The following is a 15,807-nucleotide window of genomic DNA, read 5'->3' as shown; positions in this document are numbered from 1 at the left end:
CGTCTCCTGATTATCCCGTCTACGGTAATTGATGCGGGAGCGGGGAGCCCTGAGGAGGGCCTTTGTTATGCTGCGTAGCAGCGAGGATAGGGCTATTTTTTGAATATGACAACAAAAGAGAATAACTCAGACGCCAATCTGGACGCGCTGAACGAGAACCTGGCGCGCGTGGAGGAGTTGTCGAAACGACTTTCCGAGGTCATGTCGCACCACAAACCGCTGCGCCGCGATCTCAACGCCCCGGACGAAGAAGTCTTCGTCAATGCCGCCAACGCTTATATGCAATCGTTGAACCACAATCCCGGCCAGTTGATTGAGCATCAGCTCGATTTCTGGACGAAATCCGTCAAACATTTCGTTGAAGCGCAGCATATGTTGCTTCAGGGCAAGCTCGAGGCGGCCCCGGATGAAACGCCGTCGGACCGGCGTTTTTCCAATCCGCTTTGGCAGACGCATCCCTATTTCAATTTCATCAAGCAGCAATACATGCGCAACGCCGAGGCCATTCGCACCGCGGTCAAGGATGTGGAGGGGCTTGCCGACAAGGACCGGCATCGGCTCGAGTATTTCTCGCAGCAGATCATCGACATGATGTCGCCGACCAATTTCCTCGGCCTCAACCCGGATGTGATCGAGAAGGCGATCGAGACGGACGGCGAATCGCTTGTGCGCGGTCTCGAGAACCTGATTACCGATCTCGAGGCGAATAATGGCGAACTACTGGTGCGGCTCTCGGACGAGAACGCGTTCGAGATTGGCGGCAATATCGCCACGACGCCCGGCAAGGTCGTCTTCCGCAATCGCATGTTCGAGCTCTTGCAGTTCACGCCGACGACCGACGAGGTCCACGCGACGCCGCTCATTATCTTCCCGCCGTGGATCAACAAGTATTACATCCTCGATCTCAAGGCGCAGAACAGCATGATCAAATGGCTGGTGGAGCAGGGCTATACCGTGTTCATCGTCAGTTGGATCAACCCGGACCGGTCTTATTCGGATGTCGGGATGGAAGACTATATCGAGGACGGGTTCCTTACCGCGATCGACGAGGTGAAGAAGATCACCGGCGAGAAGCAGGTCAACGCGGTGGGCTATTGCATCGCGGGCACGACGCTTCACCTGACGCTTTCGCTGATGAAGCATCGCAAGGACAAGTCGGTCAAATCGGCGACCTTTTTCACGACGCTCACCGATTTCTCGGATCAGGGGGAATTTACGCCGTTCCTGCAGGACGACTTCATCGACGGGATCGACGAGGAGATTTCGGAAGAGGGCATACTGCGGTCTTTTATCATGCAGCGGACGTTTTCGTTCCTGCGTTCCAATGACCTGATCTATGGCCCGGCGATCAAGAGCTACATGATGGGCGAAGCGCCGCCCGCATTCGATCTTCTTTATTGGAACGGCGATGGATCAGGCTTGCCGGGGCGTATGGCGCATGAATACCTCCGCCAGCTTTGCCAGCAGAACCAATTCGTCACCGACGGGATCGAGCTTTGCGGCGAACGGCTGCATATTTCGGATGTGGAATTGCCGCTCTGTTCAGTCACCTGTGAGACCGATCACATCGCGCGCTGGAAGGATTGTTATCGCGGCTTCCAGCAGACCGGCAGCAAGAACCGCACCTTCATCGTTTCGCAATCCGGGCATATCGCCGGGATCGTCAATCCGCCGAGCAAGAAGAAATACGGCCACTACACCAATAAGGATGTGAGCGGCACGGCAGAGGAATGGATGGACGGCGCGAAATTCACTGAAGGCTCTTGGTGGCCGCGGTGGGACACGTGGCTGTCATCTCGCTCTGGCAAGATGGTTCCAGCGCGAAATCCAGGTGATTCGGAGCATCCCGTGCTCTGCGATGCCCCCGGAACCTACGTGAAGGTCACGGCAACGCGCTGAAATCACGAGATAATCTGAAAATATGCTGCGGTGCAGCAAAAAATACTTGAAATGCTGCACCGCAGAAAGCATATTGTTCCCAGAAGATGAAACGCGGGGTTGGCCCGCACATCCGAAAGGAACTGTAAGATGGCTAAGACTCAAGATCTCAACACGATGCTCAAAGACATGATGGGCGCATTCCCGGTCGACACTTCGGCAATGGAAGACGCGTTCAAGAACACCGCGTCCATGAACGAAAAGCTGACCTCGGTCGCTCTCGAAGCTGCAGAGAAATCTTCGGAAATCTCCTCGAAGTGGACCAAAGAAACCATTTCCAAGCTCTCCGACATGGCGAAAGCCAAGGACGAGCCGGCCGACTACGCCAAGGCAATGACCGATTTCGCTTCGGCTCAGGCAGAAGTTGCCGCCGAGAACATGGCCGCTTTCGCTGAAGTCGCGAAGAAAGTTCAGATGGAAACCGTCGAACTTCTGATGGCTGCCGGCAAAGACGCCACCGAAGAGGCAACCGCCGCTGTCAAGAAAGCCACCGACGAGGTGACTTCGGCTGCCAAGAAGGCAACCGCGAAGTAATCGCGCGCGAATATATCGGCACCACTCTCCTCCCTGTCCGGTGCCGAGCGCGAGGGCGAGCCATTGGCTCGCCCTATTTTTTTGGAATTGCGCGCCCTATGGGCCAACGCCTTGCGTGTTTTTGTTTGTGTTTTCGCTGCAGTCGCATAAGGTTTTCTGCATCGCGCAAGAAATTGGGGAGATGATTGTGGCCGACGACAAGAAACCGCTTCTTATCAAACGATATGCGAGCCGCCGGCTCTACAACACCGAGACCAGCGATTACGTCACGCTTGAGGATATCGCGAATTTCATCCGCGATGGGCGCGAGGTTCAGATCGTGGACCTGAAGACCGGGGATGACCTGACGCGGCAATACCTGCTGCAGATCATCGCCGAGCATGAGAGCCGCGGTGAAAACGTGCTTCCAGTCAATGTGCTCAACGATCTGGTGCGCGCCTACACGACGCAGGCCACCAGCATGGTGCCGCAGTTCCTTCAGACCTCCTTTGACATGCTGCGCGAGAGCCAGGAGAAGGTCATGGAGAGCATGGGCGGTGGTATGAAAGTGCCCGGGCTCGAGGCCATGCAGGCCCAGCAAGAGGCATTCCTCAAGGCGATGACCGGAGGTATCAACCCCTGGACCGCGGGTAGCACGACGCCCGGCGAGAGCGAGGATGCGTCCGAAGAGGGCGAGGATCTCGACGAGATCAAGAAGCAACTCGCGGAGTTGCAATCGAAGCTCAACAAGATGAAGTGATCTTTGGCCCGAAAGGGTCGGACCGCAGAAAAAAAGGCGCCTCGCGGATGCGGGCGCCTTTTCTCTTTGGTTTGGCAATGGCTCAGGTGCCGTAGGCGGCCTGTTGCGGGGTCATGACGTCTTCGGCAGCACCGGTCAGGGCGCCCGCGATAATGTCGAGCTCGTCTTTCGTAAGCCGCGCGGGCAGGCGCACGTCACAAGCGTTCATCAGCATGGCGCGGGTCTTTGGCAATTCCGGCAGATCCTTGATGAATTGCCAATTCCAGAAGGCGCGGGCGTTGTCGGTTGAGCGACCAAAGACCTGCACCTTGACGCCACGCGCGTTGGCGGCGGCTTGGAAGGCGAGAACCTGATCGTCATCCATGTTGACGATATTGAATTGGATCGAATCTGGCGCGCGCTCTTCCGGGGCGAGCTTTTCCGGCACGGTGAGCCAGGGCGAGGCGTTCAAGAGGCCCGCCACGTAGTCATGATTGGCACGGCCATCGCGCACGCGGCGCGGCACCTCGAGAAGCTGCGGACGGATCATCGCTGCCGACATGTTGTTGAGGCGCAGGTTGTAAAGCGGCAGCATGTTCTGCCAACGGGCAAAGGCCAATTCGAGCGCGCCGGTGTTGTCGCCTTCCGGGGCTTTATGCTTCTGCCAGGTGTGTTCGTAGGCGCCCGACATGATGACGGCGCGTGCCACGAGATCGGCGTCGTCGGTGATCAGGATGCCGCCTTCGCCCGCATTCACCAGCTTGTAGGATTGAAACGAGAAACAGCCGATGGCGCCGATGGTGCCAATCTTCTGGCCGTGCCATTCGGTGCCGAGGCTATGGGCGGCGTCTTCGATCACGGGGATATCGCGCGCGTTGCAGAGCGCCATGATCGCGTCCATGTCCGAGGTATGGCCGCGCATATGACTGATGATGACGGCGGAAATGTCGTCGTCGAGGCGGCGTTCGAAATCGGCGATGTCGATGCGGTAATTCTCGCCCACTTCGCAGAGTACCGGTGTGCAATCGGCATGTACGACCGAGGACGGCACGGCGGCGAAGGTAAAGCCGGGGATCAGCACGCGGGCATCGCGCGGAAGGTTCAGCGCCTTGAGCGACAGGAAAAGCGCGGCGGAACAGGAAGACACAGCGAGCGCGTATTTGGTGCCCATCATCTTGGCAAACTCTGCCTCGAGAAGCGAAACAGGCGCGTTTTCCGGCGCGGTATAGCGGAACAGGTCGCCCGATTGCAGAAGGCGGTCGATCTCTTCGCGCGCGGAAGGCGGGATGGGTTCGGCGTCATATACGTTCGGCGGCAGGGTCATAGTTTTCACATTTCTTAATTCGAGTTGTGAAATTTATAAAACAAAAGCCGAAATAAAGCCAGTGGCCGAGGGGCACCTCTTCGTGAATTTTCGGTAACAGATCAGATGCCGAGGCGGTCGCGCAGGGCAAACCATGTCATCGCCATGGCGAGAAGTGGGGTACGGAACATGCCGCCACCGGGGAAGGGCGGCGCCGGGACGCGGGACATGGTGTCAAAGCCTTCGCTCTGCCCGGCGATGGCCTCGGCCACAAGACGGCCCGCATGGGTTGCGGTGCCGACGCCATGGCCGGAATAGCCTGAAGCCGAGAGGATATTCGGGGCGAGCCGGGCAAAGACCGGCATCCGCTTCATGGTGATCCCGAGGGTGCCGCCCCAGGCATAGTCGATCTCGATATTGGCGAGCTGGGGGTAGATCTCGGTCATCGGTTTGCGCACCAGCGCGGCGATGTCCGAGGGGAAGCGATAGCCATAGCTCTCGCCGCCACCAAACAAGAGGCGGTTGTCGTGGCTGAGGCGGAAGTAGTTGATAACAAATTTGGAATCGGCGATGGCCACGTCCCGGCGCAGCACGGTTTGCAGCTCGTCTTCGGTAAGTGGTCGGGTCGCGGCGATATAGTTGTTGATCGGCATGACTCGCGCCGCGACCTTGCGATCAAGCGTGCCGAGATAGCCGTTGCAGGCAAGCACGACGTGCTCGGCGCTCACCCGGCCCTTGTCGGTGCGCACGGTCGGGCGGGGGCCCTTGTCGATATGGTGGACATGGGTGTTCTCATAGATGCGCACCCCGGCGGCCTTGGCGGCGCGGGCAAGACCGAGCGCATAGGTGAGTGGGTGCAGGTGGCCTGCGCCCATATCGAGCGAGCCGCCGACATATTTCGGCGAGGGGCAGATCGCCTGAAGCGCGTCATGGTCGAGCGCCTCGATCTGGTCATAGCCATATCGGTCCTGAAGATGGTCGACATAGGCGTGTTCATGCCGAACTTCGCGGGCGTTGAAACAGGCATGCGCGACGCCCGGCTTCAGGTGGCAGGCGATGTCGTGCTTGGCGATGAGGCCCTTGGTGACGTCCTTGGCCTCTTCTGCGAGCTGCCAGAGCTTGAGCGCGTCGTCCTTGCCGACGAGCGTTTCGAGACCGTCCTGTTCCATGCGCTGGCCCGAGCCAAGCTGGCCGCCATTGCGCCCCGAGGCGCCAAAGCCGACGCGATGCGCCTCGAGCAGGGCGACATCATAGCCGCGCTCGGCCAGATGGAGCGCCGTCGAAAGCCCGGTATAGCCCGCGCCGATGACACAGACATCAGCCTTTGTCTCGCCGCGCAGCTCTTCGAATGGGGCGAGCGGATCAACGGTCGCCGCGTACCAGCTTTGGGGATATTCCCCTTTCTTATCATTGGCATAAAGGAGGTTCATTGCGGCGCTTTCGTCTTCATCTTGGCCAAATACTCGTGCCGAAGGCAGCGGGCGCAGGCCGCGCCCGGCCGAGGTCAGACGTTGAGCAACAGGTGCTCACGTTCCCACGGTGAGATCACGGAGAGGAATTCCTCATACTCCGTGCGTTTCACGATGGAATAGACTCGGGCGAATTCCGGGCCGAGCACCTCGTGCAGCTTTTCGGCCTCGTCAAAGACATCAAGCGCGCCACCAAGGATACGCGGAATCGCCTCTTCGCCGTCATAGGCGTCGCCCTTGAATTGGGCGGTCGGGCGTTCCTGTTCGATGAGGCCGAGATAGCCACAGGCGAGGGAGGCCGCGATACCGAGATAAGGGTTGCAGTCCATGCCTGCGAGGCGGTTCTCGACGCGGCGCGCCTTGGGCGAGGAGATTGGAATGCGGATACCCGTCGTGCGGTTGTCGCGCGCCCATTCGAGATTGATCGGCGCGGCGTGGTCGCGCACATAGCGGCGATAGGAGTTCACATAGGGCGCGAGCATTGCGATGGCCGAGGGCAGGTGATTTTGCAGGCCGGCGATGAAATGGAAAAACGCGTCCGTTTCGCCACCTTGCGGACCGGAGAAGATATTCTCGCCGGTCTCGATATCGAGGATCGAATGGTGCACGTGCATGGCACTGCCGGGTTCGTCCTCGATCGGCTTGGCCATGAAGGTCGCATAGCAATCATGGCGCAGCGCGGCTTCGCGGATCAGGCGTTTGAAGTAGAACACCTCGTCGGCGAGCTTCACCGGGTCGCCGTGCAGGAGATTGATCTCGAGCTGACCGGCGCCGCCTTCCTGGGTGATGCCGTCGATCTCGAAACCCTGCGCTTCGGCGAAATCATAGATGTCGTCGATCACCGGGCCGAATTCGTCCACGGCGGTCATGGAATAGGCCTGACGCGCGGCGGCGGGGCGGCCGGAGCGTCCCATCATCGGCTCGATCGCCTTGGCGGGGTCGATGTTGCGCGCGACGAGGTAGAACTCCATCTCTGGTGCGACGACAGGTTCCCAGCCCTTGGCGCGGTAGAGATCGACTACGCGTTTGAGAACGTTGCGCGGGCTATAGGGGATCGGATCGCCCTTGGTATCATAGGCGTCATGGATGACCTGAAGCGTCCAGTCGCCGGTCCACGGTGCGGCGGTTGTCGTGTCCATATCGGGGCGCAGCACCATGTCTTTCTCGATGAACCCGTCATCGCCCGCAGCCTCGCCCCAGCCGCCGGTGATCGTTTGGTAGAAGATCGAGTCGGGCAGGTGGAAATAGTCCTGACGTTCGAATTTCTTGGCCGGAACGGCCTTGCCGCGTGCAATGCCGGGAAGATCACCGATGATGCACTCCACCTCGTCGAGCCGGCGGCCTTCGAGATATTCTCGGGCGGCCTCGGGGGCGGTCTTGAGCCAGTCACTCATGCTGTGCGCTCCTTGCGGAAGAAATCCGCCATCTGGTCGGCAAAGCTTTCGCTTGCCGTGGGTTTGTCGAGGTTGTTCGCTGCGGCGTCGAGTAGGTCGTCGGGCACATTGCCGCGTCCACGAGTCTCGATCAGGCCGGCGATAAAGGCGGCGTCGAACTCGGGGTGGGGCTGCACTGTGAGGATCTGGTCGCCATAGAGCAGGGCGGCGTTCTCGCAAAAGTCGTTGGAGGCCAACACGATGGCGCCTTCGGGGCGTTCGGTGACCTGATCCTGATGCCAGGCGTTAAAGGCGAGCGGTGCGCCGCCGAAGTCATAGGTCTGGTAGCCCACGGCCCAGCCGCCGGGGTATTTCTCGACCTTGCCGCCAAGCGCTTGGGCGATGATCTGATGGCCGAAGCAGACACCGATCAAGGGGCGGCCTGATTCCGCGATCTCGCGGATGAGGTCTTCGAGGGGGGGAATCCAAGGGTGATCCTCGTAGGCGCCGTGTTTGGAGCCAGTGATGAGCCAGCCATCCGCGGCAAGTGCGTTTTCAGGAAAATCGTTGTCTACAACACTATAGGTTTCGAAGCTAAACCCTTGTCCATGCAGCAAATCTTGGAACATGTCTGTGTAGTCGCCGAGGACGGGTTTGAGGTCGTCGGGGGCATGGCCGGTTTGGAGGATGCCGATTTTCATGACGTCACCGATTTTTTGATCAAATTGAAGGTAGCCGAGCGAATCGTTTCCGGCAAGGGGGACCGCTTGTCCCGCCGCTAGCCGTGTCCCGCACGCAGCCCTGCGTGGGCCGCGTGGGGCGCTCAGACCCTTTCGAGGTAGAGCTTCCAGCGATCCCGGCGCGGCACGTCGGCGAGGTTGCGCAACTCCTGCCGCTTGGTCATCACGAGGTTGCGGATCAACATACGCGGCAGACAGCGGGCGATGAAGGGATCGCTCTCGAAGAGGTCGATCGCCTCGGCCCATGTCGGGGCAAGTTGCGGCAGGTCGTGTTCATAGGCGTTGCCGTCGATGGGCGGCGGCGGGGTCAGGCCTTCTTCGATGCCTTCCATCGCTGCGCCAAGCACGGCGGCGAGCATCAGGTAGGGGTTGATATCGCCGCCCGCGACGCGGTGTTCGATGCGGCGCGCGGCGGGTGGGCCGCCGGGAATACGGATCGCCACGGTGCGGTTCTCATAGGCCCATGCCGCGCCGGTGGGCGCGTGGGAGCCGGGTACGAGGCGGTCATAGCTTGGCCCGTGGGGCGCGAAGATCAGGGTCGAGGCGGGCATGGCGGCGACGCAGCCCGCGACCGCCTGCATCAGCGTCTCGGTGCCTTCAGGGCCGCCATTGTCAAAGACGTTCTTGCCGTCCTCATCGACCACCGAAAAATGCACATGCATGCCGTTCCCCGCGTCTTCGGCATAGGGTTTGGCCATGAAGGTCGCGGCCATGTTGTGCTTACGCGCAAGGCCGCGCACGAGGAGTTTGAACAAGAGCGCGTCGTCGGCGGCGCGCATGGCCTCTTGATGGGTGAGGGTCACTTCGAACTGTCCAAGGCCCGCCTCGTTGGTGATCGTCTGCACCGCGAGGGACATCTTGCGGCAGCCCTCGTAGAGGTCGGTGAAGAAGTCCTCGAAGGCGTCCAGTTCGTCAATCGAGAGGATGTCGGGGCCGAAGAGGCGGCGTTTGGAGCGCGGATCACGGGGCGGGCGCAGCACCTTGTCGCTATCGTCGACGAGGGAGAACTCCATCTCGGTCGCGGCCATGACGGTCCAGCCACGGGCGCTATAGCGCGACAGCACATCGGCCAGAGCGGCGCGGGGATCGCCGAGGAACGGCGCGCCATCGTCGGTCTTCATGGTCATGAGAACAAGGGCCGAGGGGGAGTTCAGCCACGGCATGCGGACGGGGCCGCGCTCGGTCGGGACGAGGATGCCATCGGCATCACCGGTCTCGAAGACAAGCGGCGAGTCCTCGATATCGGCGCCCCAGATATCGACGTTGAGGGCGGAAAGGGGCATGCGCACTGCGCCCTTGGCGAGCTTGTCCGCGTTGGACGCGGGGATGCGCTTGCCGCGCAACTGTCCGTTGAGATCAGCCGCGCCGACGCGCAGCGTTGGGAACTGGTCCAGATCCATTGGTCACCCGTGGGTCGGAAAATTTGATCAAAATATTCCCGTCATGCCTGCAATTGTCCAGCCCTTTGTGTCGAGAGGGCCGAAAATGGCACATCTGCATCGCGTCGGTATCACGTCGGTATTGCGTCGGTGCGCGATCGCTTTGAAATAATTCCGCCCGAAAATTTCACGGAAACCGGGGGGCAACGCCTCAGCGGATGAGGTTCGGGCGCAGCTTGACCCGCCGGCGAGCGTTCGAGGGCAGGTGGCGGTTCAGGTGCCGATTGGCGAGACCGAACAGGCCGACGATGCAGAGCGTCAGCAGGATGAAATAGCCTGCGAGGATCGGGTAGGGGATGAAGGGGTTGAACGTCTTGTCGGCGAAGTAATTCGCGTAGTAGAGCGCGTCGCCCTTTTGCCGCCATGCCGGGAAGCCAGAGAAGAACACCAGCGTCGTCGCGTGGAAGAGGAAGATCGCTTCGTTGGTGTAGGCGGGCCATGCGAGGCGCAGCATGGTGGGGAAGGTGATGCGCCGGAAGCGCGCCCAGCCGGACATGCCGTAGGCGTCGGCGGCTTCAAGGTCGCCCTTGGGGATCGACAGAAGCGCGCCATAGAAGATCTCGCCGGAATAGGCGGCGGTGTTGAAGAACAGCACCACCAGCGCGCCGAGCCAAGCGGAGGTCAGTGGTGAGAAGAACGGCACCACCTGTTTCAGGGAGAGGAACAGGAAGTAGGCAAAGAAGAACTGGATGAACAGCGGCGAGCCGCGAAAGATGAAGATGAACCATTCCGCCGGTTTGCGGATCCAACGGTTGCCGGAGGATTTCCCGACCGCCAGTGCGGTGGCAAAGAAGAACCCGGCCATGAGCGCGAGCGCGCCGAAGTAGATATTCCAGATCATCCCCGAACCGATCAGGGTAAACTGTTGGCAGAGGGTAAAGTCTTCTTTCGGCAGCAGGCGTTCGCCAATGCCGACCGAGCGAAACGCGTAATCTGCGATCGTGTCCCAACAGCTCATGCGGCGGCCTTTCTCTGGGCTTCGCCAGCGGCCGTGGCCTGACCGTGGGTGAGTTTCTTCATGATCCGGTCGAGGGCGATTTCGGAGACCTTGGTAAAGGCGAGGTAGAAGACGAGGAGCGCGAGGAAATACCACATGCGCCAGTCGCCATGCGGGTAATCGGTAAAGCGGGCGTTCTTGGTGCCGCCGAGTTCACGCGCCCAATAAACGATGTCTTCGACTCCGAGGAGGAAGAGGAGCGGTGTCGCCTTGATCAGCACCATCCAGAGGTTCGACAGGCCGGGCAGGGCATAGACCCACATCTGCGGCACCATGATGCGCCAGAACGCCTGGCGTTGGGACATGCCATAGGCTTCGGCGGTTTCCATCTGGGCGCGTGGCACGGCGCGCATGGCGCCGAAGAGGACGTTGGCGGCAAAGGCGCCGAAAACGATGGCGAAGGTCAGCACCGCGAGGAAGAAGCCGTAGGTCTCATGCACCCATTGCGGCGAGGTCGAGAGCGGCAGCTTGGCCGCGGCGCAGACCACGAAGTCATTGCCTTGGCGGACGGGTTGATCCCAGTCTGAGCAAAGCACCTTGTGGCGCAGCCATTCAAAGCCCTGATCAAGGGCGATGACGAAAAACAAGAAGAAGGCGATGTCCGGCACGCCGCGCACGATTGCGGAGTACCCTTTGCCAAGCCAGCGCAGCGGCGCGATATGCGAGCGGGCCGCGGTCGCCCCGGCAAATCCGAACAGGAGCGCGACAGGCGCCGTGATGGCCAGCAGCACAAGCACGGTCACGACCGAGATATAGAGGCCCATATGCTTGCCCGTGGTCAGGTAGCAACTCAGCCACGTGAGCCCGTCTAGCGTCGATGGATCTGCGCAGTAGGAAAACATGCTTGGGTCTGTCCGGTCTGGTCCTGTCAGTGACAGAAGGGTCCGCAGCCTTTGGGGCCGCGGACCCGGGTGTCCCTTTGCGGGATCAGTTTACCACTGGGAAGCGACTTCCCATTTGGCGATCAGCGCGTTGAGCGTGCCGTCGTCTTTCATCGACTGGATGGCCGCGTCAAACTTGGCTTTGAGCTTTTGATCGGATTCGCGCACGCCCATGCCGACGCCGCCACCGATCTGCTCCATGCGTTCGAGCATGACGAGACCGTCGGTGCCTGCCACGGTGTCGAGGAAGCTTTTGTCGGCGAGAACCGCGTCTGCTTCGCCGTTCTTGACGGCGGCAACGGTTTCATCGGGGGTTGCGAATTCGACCAGCGTCCAGCCTTTTTCGGCGATGAAGGCCGCCTGGATGGTGGTCGCTTGTGCCGCGATCACGCCGCCTTCGACATCCACGTCAGCCGACATGGCGACATAAGCGGACGGATCCGGCGGGGTGTAGGCTTGGGTGAAGTCGATGACTTCATCGCGCTCGGCGGTGATCGACATGCCGGCGATGATGGTGTCGTAGTTGCCCGAGACGAGGTTCGGAATGATCGAATCCCAGTCGTTCTTGACCCATTCGCAGGTCAGATCGGCGCGTTTGCAGAGCTCGTCGCCCAGTTCACGCTCGAAGCCGTCGATTTCGCCAGCGTCGTTGACGAAGTTCCACGGTGCATAGGCGCCTTCGGTGCCCATGCGCACGGTGTCTGCCGCGGCGAAGCCTGCGGTCAGCGCCAGTGCGGCGGTGGTCAGGATCAGTTTTTTCATTGATACACTCCCGTTTGGTTGGTTGTTAATGGGCCGTTGCGGAAAGGAACCCGCGCAGGCGTTCTGTCTTGGGGTTTCCGAACAGCTCTTCCGGTGCCCCTTCTTCTTCGATTTTGCCTTGGTGCAGGAACACGACGTGATCAGACACGTCATGGGCCATCTTCATATCATGGGTGACGATCATCATGGTGCGCCCTTCGGCGGCGAGATCCTTAATGACGCGGATCACCTCTTGCTCGAGCTCGGGGTCGAGCGCCGAGGTTGGCTCGTCAAACAAGAGCGCCTCAGGCTCCATGCACAGTGCACGGGCGATGGCGGCGCGCTGTTGCTGGCCGCCCGAAAGCTGGGCCGGGTAGACATCGCATTTGTCGCCGATCCCCACCTTGTCGAGATAACCCCGTGCGGCCTGTTCGACCTCGGCGCGGTCGCGGCCCAGCACGGTCAGCGGTGCTTCCATGACGTTTTGCAGGATCGTCATGTGGGCCCAGAGATTGAATTGCTGGAACACCATGGAAAGATTGGTGCGGATGCGCAGAACCTGTTTCGGGTCGGCCGGGTGGCGGCCATGGCCAGTGCCTTTCCAAGTCACCGGTTCGCCCTTGAACAGGATGTCGCCCTTTTGGCTATCCTCAAGAAGGTTGGCGCAGCGCAGAATGGTCGACTTGCCGGAGCCGGACGACCCGATCAGGGAAACGACATCGCCACGGCGTGCCGTGATGTCGACGCCCTTGATGACTTCGAGGTCACCATAGGCTTTGTGCAGGTCACGGATGTCGAGAACGGGCGTGTCGTCAGGCAAGGGCAATCCCAGGGGTCAGTGGCAGTTTCAGGGGAACAATAGGACGGAAAAAACGGCTGATTGCAATGCGCAAAACGGCTGACGCAGGGGGAATTCCGGCGAAATGGGCGTTTGGCTGTGCGAATGGTCAGTCGCGATGCACAGGCGCGGGCGGGATCGGCTGGGCAAGGTAGTCGGCGGCGGGCAGGCGGCAGAGGCCGCGCAGGCCGAGCGTGGCGCGATCTTCGTCCGAGAGATCGGCAATGGCCCCCTCAAGCGCGGCGGCAAGAGCTTTGGCGTCGCGGGCGGAGGCGGTGATGAAGGGCAGGGCGGGCGTCGGCGCGGTGCGTGTCACCTCGACCAGATCGGCGGCGAAGGCGTCATAGCGCCGGATCAATTCCCATGTCAGGGCGTCGAGCGCGGCAAAGCGGGCAGTGCGGTTGGCAACGGCCTCGGCGGAAGCGCGGTGGCCGCCGGTTTGTACCAGTGCGGCAGGCACAAGACCGAGACCCGACAGATGCGCCTCGGGCGCGGCCCAACCTGATTGTGAGAGCGGTTCGTTATAGGCGAGCGCGCCGGTGGCGAGTTCTGCGAGGGAGGCGCCCGCATCGTCGCGATGGGCGACAAAGACACTATTGTAATGACCGGGCGGACAGCCGGGCAGGCCGTAATCAGGAGTCGCCACGAGCGTCACCTTGTCATGCAGGCGGGCGCGATAGGGCAAGCCACAGGTCTGGGCGAGCAGGAGGTCGGGCGATTGCCATGCCTCCCAGAAATCGCAGCCTCGGCTCAGAGCCTCGGGGCCATAGCCGAGACGGGCGCGGATCGCCGTCCAGAACCGATCATTGGCCGCCGCCGTCTCGGGGCGGTCATACATCCCGAGCAGAACGATCATGTGTCAGGCGTCACGCGTTGGCGAGCGAGCGCCGAATCGCGGTCATTGATGCCAAGCAGGTTTGAGGCGAGGCGCACCAGCGCGTCTTCTTCGGCGTCGCGGATGCCATCGGCAAGGACGACTTTCCAAAGCGCCTCGATCACGCCAATCCGGTCGTCGTAGGGCACGGCGTCCTTGATGGCGCGGGTAAAGCGGACGGTGTCGGGGGCGCTGGCCTCGACCTCTTCGGCCTGTTTGCGCAGTTCGGTCGCCTCAAAGGGGGACAGGCCGTAGCGGTCGCGCGAAACGCGGTCGATCTGGTCGGCCTCTTCGTGGGCATATTCGCCATCGGCGCGCGCGATCCGCACCAGAAGCGCGGTCAGGGCAAGGCGGGCATCGTCATGGGAAACGGTTTCGGGGCTGGCCTGTGTCAGGCGTTTGAAGAACTCTGCAAGCATGGTCTTGATTTACGTCCCGGCCCGGATGGGCGCAAGGCACCTCCTCAAAGCGTGATCCGGTCTTCGGGTTTGATACCGAGCATATCCTCGATTTCAAGCACAGTGTCCTCTTCGGCCTGCACGTGCACGCCATCTGCGATCACCACGCGACGAAAGGCGGGCAGGATCGAAAGCCGGTGGGCATAGTCGATGTTCTGGCGGATCAAGAGGGCAAAATCCGGCGTGCCGGGGGCCTGTGCCTCGAGACGTTCGCAGGTGGCGCGCATCTTGGCGGCCTCGACCGCGTTCAGATCAAAACTTTCCTGCAGGATATGGTCGATCTCGGAGATTTCCTGAATGTGGTAGTGCGAATCGGATTTTGCGATCCGTACCAGAAGTGCGCCAAGGGCGAGGTGTTCGTCCGGCTCGGGCAGGGGCGGCGTCGACGGTGTGCCGGTCAGGCGCTTAATCAGGTTCTCAAACATCAGGCGTCATACCCTTCCACGATCACGAGTTCACCAGTGCTCACCGGGTCGCGAAGGGCTTTCGCAGCCTGATAGCCAGCGGAATGGTAGCAGTCGAGCGCAGCCTTGTAAGAGGGAAATTCGATCACCACGTTGCGCGACCGGGCCGCGCCCTCGACGGCCTCATAGGTGCCGCCACGCACGAGAAAGCGCGCACCATATTCGGCAAAGGGGGCGGCGTTGGCTTTGACATACTCCTTGTAGGTGTCGATGTCGTCCACTTCGATGCGCCCGATCCAATACCCCTTGGCCATTGCGGTCTTCCCTTCGTTTTTAGAAATCTCAGTAAAGTCTTTGGGTAACTTGGAAGAGGATGTCGTCCAAGGCAATCCCTCCCGGATCGAGATTTGTCACGAGCACGCCTGCGATGCGGGGCAGGTCATCGGAGGTGCGCAAGCCGATCTCGGTGATGCCGGGGCCGGGGCGGAGGGTGTTGCGGGCAAGCTGCTTGCCGGAACGGTCGTAGATATGGAGGGTGACGACGCCTTGGGGGCGGGCGCGACCGAGGGGGGCGGCGTAGTCGGTATGAAGCCGCAGGCCAAAGGCGGATTGGTCGCTATCGAAGAGGAGCGCCACCGCGCCTTCGCCACGTCCGGAGAGGCGGGCAAAGCCGTCAGGGCCGAGTGGCAGAAGCGCGTTGGAGCCAAAACCGCGGGGAAAGGCCACGGGGAGGGTTTGGCCGGGCGCATCGGTGCGCAGCGGGAGGGGGCGGGGCGGCGTGCCGGGGCCAGGGGCGTCATGAGAGGCGCCGGGGGGGCCTTGGCGCGTGATCAGGGGCTGCCCCGCGAAATGGCTGCCGATGGTGAGGCCGGGGGTGCGTATGTTCTGATTGAGGTTGAAGCCCGGCTCTGGCCGGAGCGGCAGGGTCTCGAAATCCTGCCTCGCGCCCAGTGTCGCGGCGAGCTCAGCGTAGGGCACAGGCCGAATCTCGGCCCGCAAGGGAAGGGCCGAGAGGCAGAAGGCGATGAAGAGGGCCAAGCGCATGGGCAAAGGATAGCGCGTTTGGCCAAGGGACCAACGCCTTTTGAAAGGCGTTGGTG

17 protein-coding genes are annotated in these 15,807 nt (G+C 61.3%); 3 read left to right on the top strand and 14 right to left on the bottom strand.

Annotated elements, in window-relative coordinates; translation table 11 throughout:
• Positions 1 to 105 precede the first annotated feature (105 nt).
• From MK745_RS04500 to phaR, 3 genes are all read left to right on the top strand, one after another.
• Positions 106 to 1,899 (top strand): PHA/PHB synthase family protein, encoded by a 1,794-nt coding sequence (locus MK745_RS04500; RefSeq protein ID WP_243612078.1) that lies wholly within the window; start codon positions 106 to 108, stop codon positions 1,897 to 1,899.
• Between the two features lie 129 nt (positions 1,900 to 2,028).
• Positions 2,029 to 2,472 (top strand): phasin family protein, encoded by a 444-nt coding sequence (locus tag MK745_RS04495; protein WP_243612077.1) that lies wholly within the window; start codon positions 2,029 to 2,031, stop codon positions 2,470 to 2,472.
• 187 nt (positions 2,473 to 2,659) lie between these two features.
• Complete coding sequence (gene phaR, locus MK745_RS04490) at positions 2,660 to 3,211, top strand: polyhydroxyalkanoate synthesis repressor PhaR (protein ID WP_243612076.1); 552 nt, start codon at positions 2,660 to 2,662, stop codon at positions 3,209 to 3,211.
• An 82-nt stretch (positions 3,212 to 3,293) separates the two neighbouring features.
• Here phaR and MK745_RS04485 read toward each other — a convergent pair whose 3' ends face one another.
• From MK745_RS04485 to MK745_RS04420, 14 genes are all read right to left on the bottom strand, one after another.
• Positions 3,294 to 4,514 carry a DegT/DnrJ/EryC1/StrS family aminotransferase gene (locus tag MK745_RS04485; RefSeq protein WP_243612075.1) on the bottom strand — a complete coding sequence of 407 codons (1,221 nt, stop codon included), beginning with the start codon at positions 4,512 to 4,514 and terminating at the stop codon, positions 3,294 to 3,296.
• 101 nt (positions 4,515 to 4,615) lie between these two features.
• Positions 4,616 to 5,923: an NAD(P)/FAD-dependent oxidoreductase gene (locus tag MK745_RS04480; protein WP_243612074.1), complete on the bottom strand. Its 1,308-nt coding sequence runs from the start codon at positions 5,921 to 5,923 to the stop codon at positions 4,616 to 4,618.
• Between the two features lie 74 nt (positions 5,924 to 5,997).
• Positions 5,998 to 7,356 carry a glutamine synthetase family protein gene (locus MK745_RS04475; protein ID WP_243612073.1) on the bottom strand — a complete coding sequence of 453 codons (1,359 nt, stop codon included), beginning with the start codon at positions 7,354 to 7,356 and terminating at the stop codon, positions 5,998 to 6,000.
• On the bottom strand, positions 7,353 to 8,036 hold the full coding sequence (locus MK745_RS04470) for a type 1 glutamine amidotransferase (protein WP_243612072.1): 684 nt from the start codon (positions 8,034 to 8,036) through the stop codon (positions 7,353 to 7,355). Before MK745_RS04470 ends, MK745_RS04475 begins: the two co-directional genes overlap by 4 nt.
• 122 nt (positions 8,037 to 8,158) lie before the next feature.
• A complete protein-coding gene (locus tag MK745_RS04465) occupies positions 8,159 to 9,475 on the bottom strand; it encodes a glutamine synthetase family protein (RefSeq protein WP_243612071.1) in 1,317 nt (438 codons plus the stop codon).
• A 190-nt stretch (positions 9,476 to 9,665) separates the two neighbouring features.
• The gene (locus tag MK745_RS04460; protein WP_243612070.1) at positions 9,666 to 10,472 is read right to left on the bottom strand and encodes an ABC transporter permease; all 807 of its coding nucleotides are present in this window, start codon (positions 10,470 to 10,472) and stop codon (positions 9,666 to 9,668) included.
• On the bottom strand, positions 10,469 to 11,353 hold the full coding sequence (locus tag MK745_RS04455; protein WP_243612069.1) for an ABC transporter permease: 885 nt from the start codon (positions 11,351 to 11,353) through the stop codon (positions 10,469 to 10,471). The genes MK745_RS04460 and MK745_RS04455 overlap by 4 nt, the downstream gene beginning before the upstream one ends.
• A gap of 90 nt (positions 11,354 to 11,443) precedes the next feature.
• Positions 11,444 to 12,154 carry a transporter substrate-binding domain-containing protein gene (locus tag MK745_RS04450; RefSeq protein WP_243612068.1) on the bottom strand — a complete coding sequence of 237 codons (711 nt, stop codon included), beginning with the start codon at positions 12,152 to 12,154 and terminating at the stop codon, positions 11,444 to 11,446.
• 25 nt (positions 12,155 to 12,179) lie between these two features.
• Positions 12,180 to 12,953, bottom strand: a complete 774-nt coding sequence (locus tag MK745_RS04445; protein ID WP_243612067.1) for an ABC transporter ATP-binding protein — start codon at positions 12,951 to 12,953, stop codon at positions 12,180 to 12,182.
• Between the two features lie 127 nt (positions 12,954 to 13,080).
• Positions 13,081 to 13,827: a phosphate/phosphite/phosphonate ABC transporter substrate-binding protein gene (locus MK745_RS04440; protein ID WP_243612066.1), complete on the bottom strand. Its 747-nt coding sequence runs from the start codon at positions 13,825 to 13,827 to the stop codon at positions 13,081 to 13,083.
• Positions 13,824 to 14,264 carry a TerB family tellurite resistance protein gene (locus tag MK745_RS04435; protein ID WP_243612065.1) on the bottom strand — a complete coding sequence of 147 codons (441 nt, stop codon included), beginning with the start codon at positions 14,262 to 14,264 and terminating at the stop codon, positions 13,824 to 13,826. Before MK745_RS04435 ends, MK745_RS04440 begins: the two co-directional genes overlap by 4 nt.
• Positions 14,265 to 14,308: 44 nt before the next feature.
• Positions 14,309 to 14,728, bottom strand: a complete 420-nt coding sequence (locus tag MK745_RS04430; RefSeq protein ID WP_243612064.1) for a TerB family tellurite resistance protein — start codon at positions 14,726 to 14,728, stop codon at positions 14,309 to 14,311.
• A complete protein-coding gene (locus MK745_RS04425; RefSeq protein ID WP_243612063.1) occupies positions 14,728 to 15,021 on the bottom strand; it encodes a DUF1330 domain-containing protein in 294 nt (97 codons plus the stop codon). The genes MK745_RS04430 and MK745_RS04425 overlap by 1 nt, the downstream gene beginning before the upstream one ends.
• Before the next feature lie 28 nt (positions 15,022 to 15,049).
• Positions 15,050 to 15,751: a hypothetical protein gene (locus tag MK745_RS04420; RefSeq protein ID WP_243612062.1), complete on the bottom strand. Its 702-nt coding sequence runs from the start codon at positions 15,749 to 15,751 to the stop codon at positions 15,050 to 15,052.
• Between the last annotated feature and the right edge of the window lie 56 nt (positions 15,752 to 15,807).

Origin of the sequence: Shimia aestuarii, from assembly GCF_022814865.1 — a bacterium.
Classification (GTDB): domain Bacteria; phylum Pseudomonadota; class Alphaproteobacteria; order Rhodobacterales; family Rhodobacteraceae; genus Shimia; species Shimia aestuarii_A.
Note: the sequence above shows the minus strand (reverse complement) of the source record. Positions and strands in the feature narration are given on the sequence as shown.